This window comes from Nocardioides sp. S5-5 (assembly GCF_054954065.1).
Window position 1 is genome coordinate 3,943,439 of the sequence record NZ_CP199913.1, and the last position, 13,503, is coordinate 3,956,941.

The following is a 13,503-nucleotide window of genomic DNA, read 5'->3' on the forward strand; positions in this document are numbered from 1 at the left end:
ATGTTCGACCTGCGCGTGTTCGTGCTCGCCGCCCTCGTCGCCTCCCCGGCCGGCTATCTCGCCGCGCACGGCGAGCTCACCCTCGACGAGGCGCTCACCCGGCTGCTCGTCGTGATGCTCGGCGCCACCGTGGCCGCGCTCGCGGTGCGCACCCTGTGGCCGCTGCTCGCCGGCCCGCGACCGGAGCCGCTCGACGCCGCGGCCGACGACATACCGGGCATCTCGACGGCCGACCCGGACGACCAGCCGGAGCTCCTCGACCTGTTCGGCTTCGAGGAGCCGGCCGACGGGCTCAGCCCACTGCCGGAATGACCCACTCCAGCACGGTTCCCTGACCCGGCGCCGAGCTCACCAGCAGGTGCCCGCCGAGCTCCTCGGCCCGGGAGCGCAGGTTGCCGGTGCCGTAGCCCGACGACGCCGCCGACGGCTCGAAGCCCGCGCCGTCGTCGACGACCCGGAGCCGGAACCACGCCGAGGAGGCGGTCAGCTCGACGGTGACGGTCGACGCCGCGGCATGGCGGGCGACATTGGACAGCGCCTCGCGCAGCGTGCCCAGGACGTGGCTGCCGGCCTCCGGGACGAGCGCCCGATCGACCGGTCCCTGGATGCGGAGCAGCGGCTGGAAGCCCAGCACCGGGGCGTACTCGGCGAGCAGCTCGCGGACGTCGTCGAGCAGCGGCCGGTGCGAGCCGGTGCCGAGCTCGAAGATCACCGAGCGCAGCTCCTTGATCGCGCCGTCGAGGTCGGCGATCGCGCCGTCGACGCGGGTGCGCAGCTCGGCCGGGTCGAGGCCGCGGGCGCCCTGGAGCTGCATGCCGGTCGCGAACAGGCGCTGGATGACGAGGTCGTGGAGGTCGCGCGCGATCCGGTCGCGGTCGCGGGCCACGAGCAGCGCGGCGCGCTCCCGCAGCGCCTGCCGACGGTCGAGGATCAGTCCGAGCTGCGCCGCGGTCACCGCCACCAGGTCGAGCATGATGTCGCGCAGCGACGGCGTCTCCTCCGCGCGGTCGACGAGGATCACGCCGGGCCCGGCGAGCCGGGTGTGGACGGGGACGACGAGCGTGGTGCGGTCATGGTCGTGTGGGAGTCGCTCGGGCAGGTGCGAGACCGAGACGTCGCGGATCTGCTCGGCGTACCTCTCCACGACCCGCGGCGCGGCGAGGGTGTCGCCGGCGACCTGGCGCACCTCGAGCAGGCCGGCGTCGACCCGGACGTAGGCGACCAGTCGCGCGCCGCACAGGTCGCGCAGCGAGACCACCAGCTCGTCGAGCGCCTCCTCGGCGCTCGCCGTCCCGGTCAGGTCGCGACCCACCTCGCCGGTGCCCGCCAGCCAGCGGCGCCGCCACTCGACCTGCTCGTAGGTGCGGGCGTTCTCGATCATCGTGCCCGCCGCCCGGGCGAGCGCCTCGACCAGCGCCTGGTCGGTCGCGGTGAACTCCGTTCCCCCGCGCTTGTTGCCGAGGTAGAGGTGCCCGAAGGCCCGCTCGCGCACCAGCACCGGCGCCCCGAGGAAGCGGTCGATCACCGGGTGGCTGTCGGGGAACGACCCCGACGAGACGGGGTGCTCGGCGACGTGGTCGACCCGGATCGAGCGCCGCTCGCGCGGCACCAGCCCCAGCAGCCCGTGCCCCTGCGGCATCCTCCCGATCTTGTCGAAGCGCTCCCCCACGACGGCGTTGGGTACCAGGTCGACGAAGTCGCCCCGGTCGTCGACGATCCCGAGGACGCCGTACTCGGCGTCGGTGAGCTCGCAGGAGGCCTCGACGATGCGGGTCAGCACGCCGCGCAGGTCCAGGTCGGACCCGATCGCGAGCACGGCGTCCAGCAGCGCGCGCGCCTCCGCCGGAAGCTCGAGATCCTGGTCCAGGTCCATCAGGTGTCGATCCCCTCCCAGAGCGATCGCCGACCTCCGAAGGCTATCCCTTTTGCCCGTGCCCGCGCGGGCATGCCGGTCCATCGGCACCGGGACCGGGGTCCTGAGCGGTCGGGACCTCAGAACCGGCGCAGCTGGTACAGCCCCCGCGTCCGCGCGACGACCGTGCCCTCCTCGTCGGTGACCTCCGCGACCAGCTCGAAGTCCGACTTGCCCCGCTCGGCGTACTCCGCCAGCACCCGCTCGATCTCGTCGTCCTCGATCCGCACGCGCGAGACGACCGCGGTGGTGGCCGGACGCAGGAAGTCGATGGTCATCGACTTGATCAGCGGTACGCCGCCGGCCACGGCCAGCGAGGTGCGCGGGAGCAGGCCGCCGAGGACCTCGGCGACGGTGAACAGCGAGCCGGCGTACGCCGTGCCGAAGTGGTTGACGTTGGGCGCGGCGGGGATCCGCGCGGCCACCGCGTTGTGCTCGAGCTCCACGATCTCGACCTGCATGGCGTCGAGGATCGGGATGAGGCGGCGGACGTCGGCGGTGGTCTCCTGGAGGTCGGTCACGGCGTCACGGTAGCGGCATGCCCGGACCGGCTCAGGCGACGTCGTACGTCGTCTGGCCGAGCCGCGGGTGGTCGGAGCCGCGGAGCAGCACGTCGGCCACGAGGCCGACGTCGTCGACCATCGGGACGTGGCCGCACCTGGGCAGCGTGACGTGCTCGGCGGTCGGGAGGGCCCGGCGCGCCCGTCCGGCCTGGTAGGGCAGCAGCACGAGGTCGCGGGTCCCCCAGGCGACCGTCACCGGGATCGCCGGGGCGATCGGGCGGTCGAACGGGAAGCCGCCGTCGATGATCGTCTCCAGGGCGGGCCGGGCATGGACCAGGCCGCGCAGGTCGCCGAGCGCGGCGTCCGCGCTGAGCCGGTGACCCTTGGTCATCAGCAGGCCGAACGCGGCGGCTCGGCCGGGCGCCGTACGCAGGAGGGCGGGCGCGACCGGCTGGGCGAGCGTGGCGGCGCCGGTGAGCAGGGTGAAGACCGCGCGGATGTAGGCGAAGTCGAGCCGGTTGCGCCAGAACCCGGCCGGCGCGAGCGTGGTCGCGCTGCTGACCAGGTCGTCGGCCGCCGCCTCGAGGGCGATCCGGCCGCCGAGCGAGTTGCCGGCGATGTGGGGGCGGTCGAGTCCCTGCTCGACGAAGAAGTCCTCGAGGATGTCGCGCAGGATGTCGCGCACCGGCCGGCCGTCGGGCACCAGCGCCGGTGACTCGCCGTGACCGGGCAGGTCGATCAGGATGAGCTCGCGCTCCTGTGCCAGCCGGTCGACGACCGGGTACCACGCCTGCCGGCGGTGCCCGATCCCGTGGACCAGGACGAGCGGCTCCCCCGAGCCGATCCGTTCGTGGGCAAGCATGGCGACCTCGCTCCCTCCGCACCGACGCTGGTGCGGCAGATAGGTGCAACGGAGAGTTGCGGATACCGAGGGTATGGGACGTGCTTGCTGGGCGCAAGCACCCGTTCGCACGCCAGGGTCAGCTCCGGAGCACCTTGTCCATCGCCTTGCCGCGGGCGAGCTCGTCGACGAGCTTGTCGAGATACCGGATGCGTCGCATGAGGGGGTCCTCGACGTCCTCGACCCGCACGCCGCAGACCACGCCGGTGATCTGGTCGGCGGCCGGGTTGAGCCGGACGGCGGCGAAGAGGTCCTGGAAGGTCGTGCCCGCGTCGAGGTGGGCGTGCAGCTGTGTGCCGGAGAGGCCGGTGAGCCAGCAGATCGCCTCGTCGAGCGCGGCCTGTGTGCGTCCCTTCCGCTCGACCTTGGCCACGTAGTGGGCGTAGACCGACGCGACGCTGGTCGAGAAGATACGGTGCATGCGGCGCAGCGTAGTTGCGTTGCCGACGAGAAGGGATGCCGCCAGCGTGGTCGTCGAACCGATTCGGCCACGCGCCAACCCTGCGGTCATCGTGGCGATGCTCTCCTGCTGCGGCATCGTGGTGTCCCTGCAGCAGACCCTCCTGCTTCCGCTCCTGCCGGACCTCCCGAGGATCCTCGGCACGTCGGCCGACAGCGCCTCCTGGCTGGTGACCGCGACCCTGCTCAGCGGCGCGGTGGCGACACCGACCATCTCCCGGCTGGCCGACATGTACGGCAAGCGGCGGATGATGGTGGTGTCGCTGGGCGTCGCGGTGCTCGGCTCGCTGCTCGGCGCGGTGAGCCAGGCGCTGCCGCTCCTCATCGGGGCCCGCGCCCTGCAGGGCGTCGGCGTCGCGCTGATCCCCGTGGCGATCGCGATCATGCGTGACGAGCTCCCTCGCGACCGGGTGCCGCTCGGCGTGGCGCTGATGAGCGCCACCCTCGCGATCGGCGCCGGGGTGGGGCTGCCGCTGTCGGGGCTGATCGTCGAGCACCTGGACTGGCACGCATCGTTCTGGCTCACCGGCGCGGTCGGGCTGGTGCTCATCCTCGGCACACTGAGCCTGCTGCCCGAGTCGCCGGTGCGCACCAGCGGCTCCTTCGACCTGCGCGGCGCCGCCCTGCTCTCGATCGCGCTGACCGCCGTGCTGCTCGCTCTCTCCAAGGGCGGCCAGTGGGGCTGGACGGCGGCCTCGACGCTCGGCTGCCTGGCCGGCGGCGCGGTCGTGCTCGCGCTGTGGGTGCCGCTGGAGCTGCGGACACCGCGGCCGCTGGTCGACGTCCGCGTCGCCGCCCGGCGCTCGGTCGTCCTGGTCAACCTGGCCTCGTTGTTCGCCGGCTTCTCGATGTTCTCCAACATGCTGGTCACCACCCAGCTGCTCCAGCTGCCGGTCGGCACCGGCTACGGCCGCGGCCTCGACGTGCTCCACACCGGCCTGTGGATGGTGCCGAACGCTGTCGCGTTCGGTGTGATGGCGCCGGTCACGGCCTGGCTGATCCGCCGGGTCGGGCCCCAGGCCACCCTCGTCTCCGCCGCCCTGATCATGGGCGTGACCTACGTCTGGCGGGTCTTCTACAGCGCCGACCTGCCCCAGGTCGTCATCGGCTCGGTGATCGTCGGCATCGGCACCGCCATGGTGTACGGCGCCCTGCCCACCCTGATCATGCGCGCGGTGCCCGTCACCGAGACCGCCTCGGCCAACGGCCTCAACGTGCTGCTCCGCTCCTTCGGCACCTCGACCGCCAGCGCCGCCACGGCCGCGATCACCACCGCCTCGACGCTCACCCTGGCCGGACGCGAGCTGCCGACCCTCGACTCGCTGATGCTGATCTTCTGGCTTGCCGCCGGATCCGCGCTGGTGACCGCATTGATCGGCGTCCCCATGCTGCGGATGCGGGAGTACGCCGAGGAGGCGGACCGCTCCGGCGCCGAGAACACCTCGCGCGCCCAGATCGTGCGGGGCCAGGTGCTCAGCCTCAAGGGGAACCCGATCCGGCACGCCGTGGTGACCGTGCTGACCCCGGACGGCCGGGCGGTCGACTGGGGCCAGGCCGACGGCGAGGGACGCTTCACCGCCGCGGTCCCCGAGCCGGCGGACTACCTCGTCGTCACCTCCGCCGACGGCTGGCGGCCGCGCTCTCGGATGATGGCGCTCGACAGCGCGGCGCCGGTCCCGCCGATCGTGCTGCGCGAGCGGCTCACCCTGCGCGGCACCATCCGCGACGCCGAGGCCCACCCCGTGGTCGATGCTCTCGTCGTGCTCACCCGCGCCACCGGCGAGCTGGTCGCGACGGTCCGCACCGACCACGAGGGACGGTACGAGGTGCCGCGGCCGGTCAACGGCCGCTACGTCCTCACCGTCGTCGGCCGCCACGAGGCGCTCGGCGCCCGCACACTCACCGTGTGGGAGGAGGCCCGGGACTTCGACCTGGTCCTCGGCACGCCGCTGGCAGACGTCGCGGACACGAGCGGCACGAGATAGCGCGGGTCGGGTCCGGACGGCGCTGCATGCACTCGACCACCGCTACCGTGCAGGGACAGCCCACGGCCACGGCTTCGACACCGCCGGGCAGGCGGTCCCGCTGTTCCTGGAGAGCGGGCTGGCCCGGCTCTGACCCGACCGAGAGGACGACCATGGACTTCGCCGAGCTGATGGCGAGCAGGTGGAGCTGCCGGGCGTACCTGCCCGAGCCGCTCCCCGGCGAGCACCCGGTCAACCGGTTCCGCACCGAGCGCGCGGACCTGGCCGACGTCATGACCCGGGTGGAGCGCCCGTGAGCGTCTTGGAGGTCGAGCGGGACGGCGCGGTCCTGCTGCTCACCTTGAACCGGCCCGCGCAGCGCAACGCCTTCGACCGTGAGCTCGCCGAGGCCCTGTCCGCCGCTCTCGACCAGCTGGACGACGACCCGGCGCTGCACGTCGGCATCCTGGCCGCCAACGGCCCGGCCTTCAGCGCCGGCACCGACCTGCACGAGCCGGCGAGCCCGGCCACGCCCCGCGGCGGCGAGTACGGCGTCGTACGACGCCGGCGGAGCACGCCGCTGATCGCCGCGGTCGAGGGTCCCGCGCTCGGCGGCGGCTTCGAGGTGGTGCTGGCCTGTGACCTGGTGGTCGCCGGCGGGGACGCACGGTTCGGGCTGCCGGAGGTCGCGCGCGGGCTGGCCGCAGTGTGCGGCGCGCTGTTCCGCGCGCCCGACCGGCTGCCGCCGGCCATCGCAACCGAGCTGCTGCTGACCGGCGACCCGATCGGCGCCGAGCGCGCCTACGAGGTGGGCCTGGTCAACCGGCTGGTCGAGCCCGGCCGGGCCGCGGCGGCCGCACGGGAGCTGGCCGACCGGATCCTGGGCAACTCCCCCGACGCGGTCGCCACGACGCTGCGCGCGGTGCAGGAGGCCCGCGGGCCGGCCGAGTCCGTCGGCTGGACGGCGACCGACGGCGCGGCCGCGCGGATCGCCACCTCGCCCGACCGGGTCGAGGGCGTCACCTCCTTCTTCGAGAAGCGCGCCCCGCGCTGGAGCCGGTAGCAGTCAGGGTGGTGTCGACAACGGTGCCGCGCGCGAGCGCGCGGTAGCGCAGCGACATCTCCTCGGGGCTCAGCTCGCCACCGAGGCGGTACCAGGACGAGATCGACGAGCCCATCTCGATGATCGCGCGGGCCGCCTCGCGCGGGCCGCCTCGCGCGGGCCGCCTCGCGCGGGTAGCCTCGCGCGGGTAGCCGGTCGCGAACACGCCCTCGCGGACGCCGTCCTCGATGATCTCGCGGAACAGCGCCTCCTGCTCGTCGCGGTGCGTGACCAGGATCGCCCGCCCGGCCTCGTCGAGGCGGCGCCTCGGGAAGCCCGCGGTGACGTCGAGCCGGACGGCGAGCGCGCGGCCCCCGGCGCCCGGGGATATAGCCTGCCGAGCATGAGCGACAGCGACGTCTCCTCGGCCCGCCAGCACACCCTCGGCGACCTGCCCCGCCGCACCGCTCAGCGGGTCCCCGACAAGGTCGCGGTGATCGACGGCCAGCAGCGGCTGACCTTCGCCGAGCTCGACGCGTACGTCGAGCGCACCGCCGCCGCGCTCGCCGCCGCCGGGCTCCACAAGGGCGACCGGCTCGCCCTGCTCAGCCACAACTGCTGGCAGTTCGCGGTCCTCGACTTCGCCGCCGCCCGGGCCGGCGTGGTGCTGGTGCCGATCAACTTCATGCTCGGCGCCGACGAGATCGCGTTCATCCTCGACCACAGCGGGGCGGCGGGCTTCGTGGCCGAGGACGCGCTGGTGCCGGTCGCCGACGCGGCAATCGCGGCGGCCGCCGACCCGCAGGTGCGCACGCGGCAGGTGATCCGGCTGGGCGACGCGGCCGTGCCGGACGGGTGGAGCGACCTGGGCGGCTGGCTGGAGCACGAGGGCCCGGCGGTCGTCGTACCGATGGACGACGACGACCCGGTCCGGATGATGTTCACCTCCGGCACGGAGTCCCGCCCCAAGGGCGCGCTGCTGAGCAGCCGGTCGCTGATGTGGCAGTACGTCTCCTGCGCCCTGGACGGGTCGATGAGCGCCGACGACGTCGAGCTCCACACGCTGCCGCTCTACCACTGCGCGCAGCTCGACTGCTTCCTCGGCACCGACGTCTACCTCGGCGCGACCAGCATCATCTTGCCGAGCCCCGACCCGGCCACCGTGCTGCGCGCCATCGCCGAGCACCGGGTCTCCAAGTTCTTCGCGCCGCCCACCGTGTGGATCGGCCTGCTGCGGCACCCCGACTTCGACACCACCGACCTCTCCAGCCTGCGCAAGGGCTACTACGGGGCCTCGCCGATGCCGGTCGAGGTGCTGCGCGAGCTCCGGCAGCGGCTGCCCGAGGTGGCGCTGTGGAACTTCTACGGCCAGACCGAGATGTCCCCCCTCGCCACCATCCTCGGCCCCGACGAGCAGCTCCCGCACGCCGGCTCGGCCGGCCGGCCCTCGCTCAACGTCGAGACCCGGATCGTCGACGACCACGACGTCCCCGTCCCCACGGGCACGGTCGGCGAGATCGTGCATCGCAGCCCGCATGCGACCCTCGGCTACTACCGCGACGACGCGAAGACCGCCGAGGCCTTCCGCGGCGGCTGGTTCCACTCCGGCGACCTCGGCTACCTCGACGACACCGGCCACCTCTACGTCGTGGATCGCAAGAAGGACATGATCAAGACCGGCGGCGAGAACGTCGCCAGCCGCGAGGTCGAGGAGGCGATCTACACCCATCCCGACGTCGCCGAGGTCGCCGTCTTCGGCGTCAGCCACCCGCGCTGGGTCGAGGCGGTGGCCGCGGTCGTCGTCCCCCGGGCGGGGGCCGAGCTGGCCGCCGAGGACGTGCTCGCCCACGCGCGGTCGGTGCTCGCGGGCTACAAGGCGCCCAAGTACGTCGTCCTCGCGGACTCCCTCCCCAAGAACCCGAGCGGCAAGATCCTCAAGCGGCAGCTCCGCGATGCGCACGCCGACCTGGCGGCTGGCGAGTAGGTCACCCCCGGAACGCGGGCCGCTCCTTCGCCAGGAACGCCCGGACCCCCTCGGCGAAGTCCGGGCCGCCGTACACCTCACGCAGCAGCGGCTCCTCGTCGGCCGGCGCGGTCTCGGCGAGCGCGGCTCGGCGACGCAGCTGCTGCTTGGTGACGCGCAGGGTGACGGGCGAGGCCTGCAGGATGCCGTCGACCAGCGCGTCGACCTCGGTGTCGAGCGCGGTCCGGTCGGCCACCTCGGCGAGGATCGCGCCGGCGGCGTAGGCGCGGTCCGCGGCGACCAGGCGGGAGGCGAGCAGCATCTCGCGGGTGAGGGACTCGCCGAAGACCTCTGCGCAGCGGTGGAGCACCGGCGAGGAGAGGGCGTTGCCGAGGGTGCGGGCGATCGGGTATCCGAAGCGCGAGGACGCCGTCGCGACCCGCAGGTCGCAGGTGGTGGCCACGGCCAGGCCGCCGCCGACGCAGACGCCGTCGACCGCGGCGATGGTGACCTGCGGGAGCGCGAAGAGCACGTCGAGCATCTCGCGGATCCAGGTCTCGTAGTCGACCGCGTCGGCCTCGAGGAAGTCGGAGATCTCGTTGCCCGCCGCGAACGCCTTGCCACCCTCGCCGCGCAACACGACGACGCGCACCGACCGGTCCTCGGCCAGCTCGAGCCACAGCTCGCGCATCGCGGCGTACATCGCCGCGGTGAAGGCGTTGCGGCGCTCGGGACGGTTGAAGGCCACAGTGACGACGCCGGGGCGGTCACGGTCGATCAGCAGGTCGCTCACGGTCGCGAGGGTACGGCGCACAGGAGCGCGTCCCGCACCCGCGTCCGGCTGGTGAGGAGCCCCAACCCGACACCGAGAGCGTTGGCGACGGCGTCGCGCCAGTCCATCATCCGGTCGGTGGTGAGCGTGCCCTGGCCGATCTCGAGGGCCACGCCGAGCAGCACCAGCAGCCCGGCGGCCACCAGCAGCGGCCGCCCGGGCCGGAACAGCTGCACCGCGCCGGCCGCCAGGACGCCGTACGTCAGGAGGTGCTGCCACTTGTCGCTCGCCGGCACGTCGGGCGCCGGCGGCGGCGATCCCAACGACAGGACCACGACGGCCAGTACGACCAGCAGCCACAGTCCCAGCCACAGGCCGGGCAGGCGCAGCGCCTTCACGCCCGCCGCTCGCGTACGACGAAGGCGGCCACGACCCCCGCGACCGCGCCGAACAGGTGGCCCTGCCACGACACCCCGGGGGTCCCAGGCAGCACGCCCCACAGCACGCCGCCGTACACCACCAGCACGCCGAGCCCGATCGCGATCTCCGCCGGCTTGCCGTCCACGAAGCCCTGCACCACCAGATAGGTCAACCACCCGAAGATCAGCCCGGACGCGCCGAGATGCACCGAGTGGTCGCCGGCGACCAGCCACACCGCGAGGCCCCCGAGCAGCCAGATGATCGCGGTCGCCGCGAGCCCGCGGCCGACGCCGGTCGCGAGGGCGAGGAAGCCGAGGACCAGCGCCGGCACGGTGTTCGCGCTCAGGTGCCCCCACCCACCGTGCAGCAGCGGCGCCGCCAGGATCCCGAGCAGGCCATCGCCCGATCGCGGCCGGGTCCCCCAGCCGTCGAGCCGGTGCGACGCCGCGACGTCGACGACCTCGATCCCCCACAGGAGCACGACGAAGCCGGCCGCGCCGACGGCGGCCACCTGCCAGCTGGGGCGGGTCCGGAGATCCATGGCGACAGTGTGACGCACCCCTCCGCCGCACCCCCGCGTCAGTGGACCGCCAGGCGGGCCCACGGCCCCGCTCAGCCGATCGGCGTCGTGACCAGCGAGTCGACGATCGCCCGCAGCTCCTTGACCGGCGCCGAGCCGAACACCAGCACGTTCGCGCCGTCGACCTCGGCGGCGTAGGCGGAGTCGCCGCCGGAGTCGCCGTACCCCTTCCACTCGCGTGCGACGGGGCTGCCCACGCCGGCCGGGACCGTGTAGCCCGACCGGGTCTCGGTGTCCTCGTCGACCCACTGCGACAGCATCGCGGTGAGCGAGGTGTCCTCCTGGCGGACCGCGACGAACTTCTGGTCGTCGGTGAGCAGCCGGACCATGAACACCGGGCGCTCCCCGGGGGTGACGTCGACGCCGGTGGAGATCCAGCCCTTGGGGAGGGCGCTCGGATAGACCGGGGTGAGACCTGCCTGCTGGGCAGACTGGACCGTCTCGAGGTAGTCGACCGCCTCGGGCTTGACCTCGAAGTCGGGACGGAAGGCGCCCATGAAGTAGAGGAGTCCGCCGATCGCGACGACAGTGACGACAAGCGAGGTCACCAGGCCCACCGCCGATCGCTGATAGCGACCCGGGCGCTCGGAGGGCTGTGACTGGCTCATGACTGGTCCAGTGTCCCAGCCGATCGCGAACCCGCCGCGGGCGGGCTAGGCCACTATCGGCGACTCACCTTCGCCGTCCGCGGCACGACAGCTTCGGAGGTATCCATACTCCACGCTAGGCGTACTTGAAGCCGCCGAAGGGCGGCGGTCGATTCGACGTGTTGCAAGATCAAGTGCCGACCAAGAAGTGCGTGAGCGGTTGCTCCGTACGCCTCGGCCAGCCGAATGAGGTCGGTGAGTCTGTGTGCGATCGCCGACTCGATCGCAAGAAGGTCGGCGATCACTGAAGTCGCCGTACCGCCGATGGCTGGGCTGACCTCGACGCCGTCCACGGCCATCCTGTCGACCTTCATGAAGTTCATATTGAGTTTGGCAAGTGCGGACGCCAGTTCCTCGATGATGGCTTGCCGACGGCTTCGCAAGCTCGCCAGGACCTCATTCGCAGTGGTGTCGTCGCTACGAACCGCTGCCACGACGCCCCGCATAAGACACCCGTAGGCGAGGATCTGAAGATCGAAGTAGATCGACCATCTAAGCGAGAGAGCGGAGATGCTACCCATCGACGCACGCCGCCGAGTGATGCCTTTCACCACGTGCGGCGTCGACATACTCTCCCCTGATGCCCGCCACCAGCGTGATTCCAGCGGCATCTGCTGTCCGAGCCACCAAAGTGGAGGGCACACCTCCGGAAGCGACGACCGCGATACCCGATGCTGCCGCTCGCTGCAGGATGTCGATGGTGACGCGTCCTCGTAAGACCAGTGCCAGTCCGGTGGCCGGAAGAACGCGTTGCCGCCAGGCCCACCCCACGGCCTTGTCGACCGCGTTGGCATCCCCCACGTCGGTCCGGAGTACGAAGTGGGCCCGACCGCCCAGGTCGACAATCGCAGCACCTGTCACGTGGCTCCCCCATGAAAGCGCCGCGTGGACCTCGTCCAGCGCACCGAGTGCTGCGGAATCGAGGGCCACAGCCGCGAGACTGGACTTCGGCCCGCGGCGAGAGATCGCTGCGGTCGACACTCCATCGTCACACATCGAGACCAAAGCACGCGAGCGATCTCGTGCGAGGGCGGCGACCGGAACGGTCCTGCCGGACGCCAGGCGCACATCGAGGACGTCCGATCGCCACGTGCGGCCTAGTGAAGGCTGGTCGCCGTGCAGTGCCCTTCGGTCGGACACGTCGATGACGCCGCGGGCCAGCAGATATCCGACCGCGAGATCAAGATCGTCGCCGGGGGTGCGCATCGTCACGGTCATGGACCATCCGTTCACCCGGATCTCCAAGGGCCGTTCGACTGTCTGACGTCGTTCGACTTCCGGGGGAATCGTCAATGTCCGTCTCCTACCTGACCTGGGCACTGCGGATGCTGCTCATGACCGCCGCCATCACGAGTGGCGTGGCGTCGTAGTTCGGCGTGTAGATGCTCGCGCGCTCCAGCACGTCGCCGTACCTGCGCACGATCTCCTTGCCGACTGCGTCGGGGTCGCCGCACACGGCGAACGCCTCGAGCATGTCGTCATGCACGAGGTCGGTCATGGCGTCCCAGCGGCCCTCCTTGGACATTGCGTTGAGCTCCGGCTGCAGGTCGCCCCATCCGTGGTGCGCAAGCACCCGCTGGTACGCGGGCGTCGAGCCGTAGAAGGCGAGCTGCTTGCGCACCGCGGTGCGCGCCGCGTCGAGGGCCTCCGCGGTGTCGCCGACGCCGACGAGCACGGGCAGGGCGATGCCGACCGGCTCCTCGCGGCCGGCGAGGGCACGGCCCTCCGCCGCCCACGCCATCAGCTCCTCGCGCAGGAAGGCCTCCGAGGTGAAGGGGTGGACGAACAGACCTTCGGCGACCTCGCCGGCGGCGCGCACCATGAGCGGGCCGACCCCCGCCAGCCAGATCGGCGGGCAGCCGTGCGGCGAGAGCACCGGCCGGAAGTACGGCGGCATCAGGGTGTGGCGGTAGTGCTCGCCCTGGAAGTCCAGCCGGGTGTCGTCATACCAGGAGGCAAAGATGGCCTTGACCGCGAGCACGAACTCCCGCATCTGCGCCACCGGCTTGGTCCAGGTCGAGCTGAACCGCTTCTCGATGTGGGCCTGGATCTGGGAGCCGAGCCCCAGCACGAAGCGTCCGTCGCAGAAGTTCTGGAGGTCGTTGGCGGCGTAGGCCACGTGGAGCGGACTGCGCGGCAGGGCGATGATCACGCCGGAGACCAGGTCGACCCGAGAGGTGTGGCGTGCGGCCACCGACAGGCCCACGATGGGGTCGTTGGCCGCCTCCCCCAGCACGAGGCCGTCGTACCCGGCCTCCTCCAACTGCTGCGCCTGCGCGACGAAGGTGGTGGGGTCGTAGGTGTCGAACGTCTTGTCGATCAGCATGTACTCGCTCCTGC

Annotated in this window: 17 protein-coding genes; 5 read left to right on the top strand and 12 right to left on the bottom strand. The window is 72.3% G+C overall.

Features of this window, described 5'->3' with window-relative positions; genetic code table 11:
• On the top strand, positions 1-312 hold the full coding sequence (locus ACUP6Y_RS19080; RefSeq protein WP_462552431.1) for a hypothetical protein: 312 nt from the start codon (positions 1-3) through the stop codon (positions 310-312).
• Here ACUP6Y_RS19080 and ACUP6Y_RS19085 read toward each other — a convergent pair.
• The 4 genes from ACUP6Y_RS19085 to ACUP6Y_RS19100 form a co-directional block, all read right to left on the bottom strand.
• Positions 293-1,873, bottom strand: a complete 1,581-nt coding sequence (locus tag ACUP6Y_RS19085; RefSeq protein ID WP_462552432.1) for a GAF domain-containing sensor histidine kinase — start codon at positions 1,871-1,873, stop codon at positions 293-295. The genes ACUP6Y_RS19080 and ACUP6Y_RS19085 overlap by 20 nt on opposite strands.
• A gap of 119 nt (positions 1,874-1,992) precedes the next feature.
• Entirely contained in the window at positions 1,993-2,433 is a 441-nt protein-coding gene (locus ACUP6Y_RS19090; protein ID WP_462552433.1) for a YiiD C-terminal domain-containing protein, read from the bottom strand.
• 31 nt (positions 2,434-2,464) lie between these two features.
• The gene (locus tag ACUP6Y_RS19095) at positions 2,465-3,277 is read right to left on the bottom strand and encodes an alpha/beta fold hydrolase (protein WP_462552435.1); all 813 of its coding nucleotides are present in this window, start codon (positions 3,275-3,277) and stop codon (positions 2,465-2,467) included.
• Positions 3,278-3,395: 118 nt separating this feature from the next.
• Positions 3,396-3,737: a DUF2200 domain-containing protein gene (locus ACUP6Y_RS19100; RefSeq protein WP_462552436.1), complete on the bottom strand. Its 342-nt coding sequence runs from the start codon at positions 3,735-3,737 to the stop codon at positions 3,396-3,398.
• A 97-nt stretch (positions 3,738-3,834) separates the two neighbouring features.
• Between ACUP6Y_RS19100 and ACUP6Y_RS19105 the strand changes: the two genes are divergently transcribed.
• From ACUP6Y_RS19105 to ACUP6Y_RS19115, 3 genes are all read left to right on the top strand, one after another.
• Entirely contained in the window at positions 3,835-5,760 is a 1,926-nt protein-coding gene (locus tag ACUP6Y_RS19105; RefSeq protein ID WP_462556768.1) for an MFS transporter, read from the top strand.
• A gap of 152 nt (positions 5,761-5,912) precedes the next feature.
• Positions 5,913-6,056: a hypothetical protein gene (locus tag ACUP6Y_RS19110; RefSeq protein WP_462552437.1), complete on the top strand. Its 144-nt coding sequence runs from the start codon at positions 5,913-5,915 to the stop codon at positions 6,054-6,056.
• On the top strand, positions 6,053-6,802 hold the full coding sequence (locus ACUP6Y_RS19115) for an enoyl-CoA hydratase-related protein (RefSeq protein WP_462552438.1): 750 nt from the start codon (positions 6,053-6,055) through the stop codon (positions 6,800-6,802). The genes ACUP6Y_RS19110 and ACUP6Y_RS19115 overlap by 4 nt, the downstream gene beginning before the upstream one ends.
• On the opposite strand, the gene ACUP6Y_RS19120 is transcribed toward ACUP6Y_RS19115, so the two are convergent.
• Complete coding sequence (locus tag ACUP6Y_RS19120; RefSeq protein WP_462552440.1) at positions 6,759-7,220, bottom strand: hypothetical protein; 462 nt, start codon at positions 7,218-7,220, stop codon at positions 6,759-6,761. The two genes, ACUP6Y_RS19115 and ACUP6Y_RS19120, sit on opposite strands and share 44 nt — an antisense overlap.
• On the opposite strand from ACUP6Y_RS19120, the gene ACUP6Y_RS19125 reads away from it, so the two are divergent.
• A complete protein-coding gene (locus ACUP6Y_RS19125) occupies positions 7,185-8,765 on the top strand; it encodes a fatty acyl-CoA synthetase (protein ID WP_462552442.1) in 1,581 nt (526 codons plus the stop codon). The two genes, ACUP6Y_RS19120 and ACUP6Y_RS19125, sit on opposite strands and share 36 nt — an antisense overlap.
• A gap of 1 nt (position 8,766) precedes the next feature.
• Here ACUP6Y_RS19125 and ACUP6Y_RS19130 read toward each other — a convergent pair whose 3' ends face one another.
• The 7 genes from ACUP6Y_RS19130 to ACUP6Y_RS19160 all read right to left on the bottom strand — a co-directional run bounded on the left by ACUP6Y_RS19130 (position 8,767) and on the right by ACUP6Y_RS19160 (position 13,489).
• On the bottom strand, positions 8,767-9,537 hold the full coding sequence (locus ACUP6Y_RS19130; protein ID WP_462552443.1) for an enoyl-CoA hydratase-related protein: 771 nt from the start codon (positions 9,535-9,537) through the stop codon (positions 8,767-8,769).
• The gene (locus ACUP6Y_RS19135; protein WP_462552444.1) at positions 9,534-9,914 is read right to left on the bottom strand and encodes a VanZ family protein; all 381 of its coding nucleotides are present in this window, start codon (positions 9,912-9,914) and stop codon (positions 9,534-9,536) included. The genes ACUP6Y_RS19130 and ACUP6Y_RS19135 overlap by 4 nt, the downstream gene beginning before the upstream one ends.
• Positions 9,911-10,477, bottom strand: a complete 567-nt coding sequence (locus tag ACUP6Y_RS19140) for a rhomboid family intramembrane serine protease (RefSeq protein ID WP_462552445.1) — start codon at positions 10,475-10,477, stop codon at positions 9,911-9,913. The genes ACUP6Y_RS19135 and ACUP6Y_RS19140 overlap by 4 nt, the downstream gene beginning before the upstream one ends.
• A gap of 71 nt (positions 10,478-10,548) precedes the next feature.
• A complete protein-coding gene (locus ACUP6Y_RS19145) occupies positions 10,549-11,124 on the bottom strand; it encodes a DUF4245 family protein (protein ID WP_462552447.1) in 576 nt (191 codons plus the stop codon).
• 53 nt (positions 11,125-11,177) lie between these two features.
• Positions 11,178-11,684, bottom strand: coding sequence for a hypothetical protein (locus tag ACUP6Y_RS19150; RefSeq protein WP_462552448.1), 507 nt, complete (start codon positions 11,682-11,684; stop codon positions 11,178-11,180).
• Positions 11,677-12,483 (bottom strand): formate dehydrogenase accessory sulfurtransferase FdhD, encoded by an 807-nt coding sequence (locus ACUP6Y_RS19155; protein WP_462552450.1) that lies wholly within the window; start codon positions 12,481-12,483, stop codon positions 11,677-11,679. The genes ACUP6Y_RS19150 and ACUP6Y_RS19155 overlap by 8 nt, the downstream gene beginning before the upstream one ends.
• A complete protein-coding gene (locus ACUP6Y_RS19160) occupies positions 12,467-13,489 on the bottom strand; it encodes a TIGR03617 family F420-dependent LLM class oxidoreductase (protein WP_462552451.1) in 1,023 nt (340 codons plus the stop codon). Before ACUP6Y_RS19160 ends, ACUP6Y_RS19155 begins: the two co-directional genes overlap by 17 nt.
• Positions 13,490-13,503: the final 14 nt, after the last annotated feature.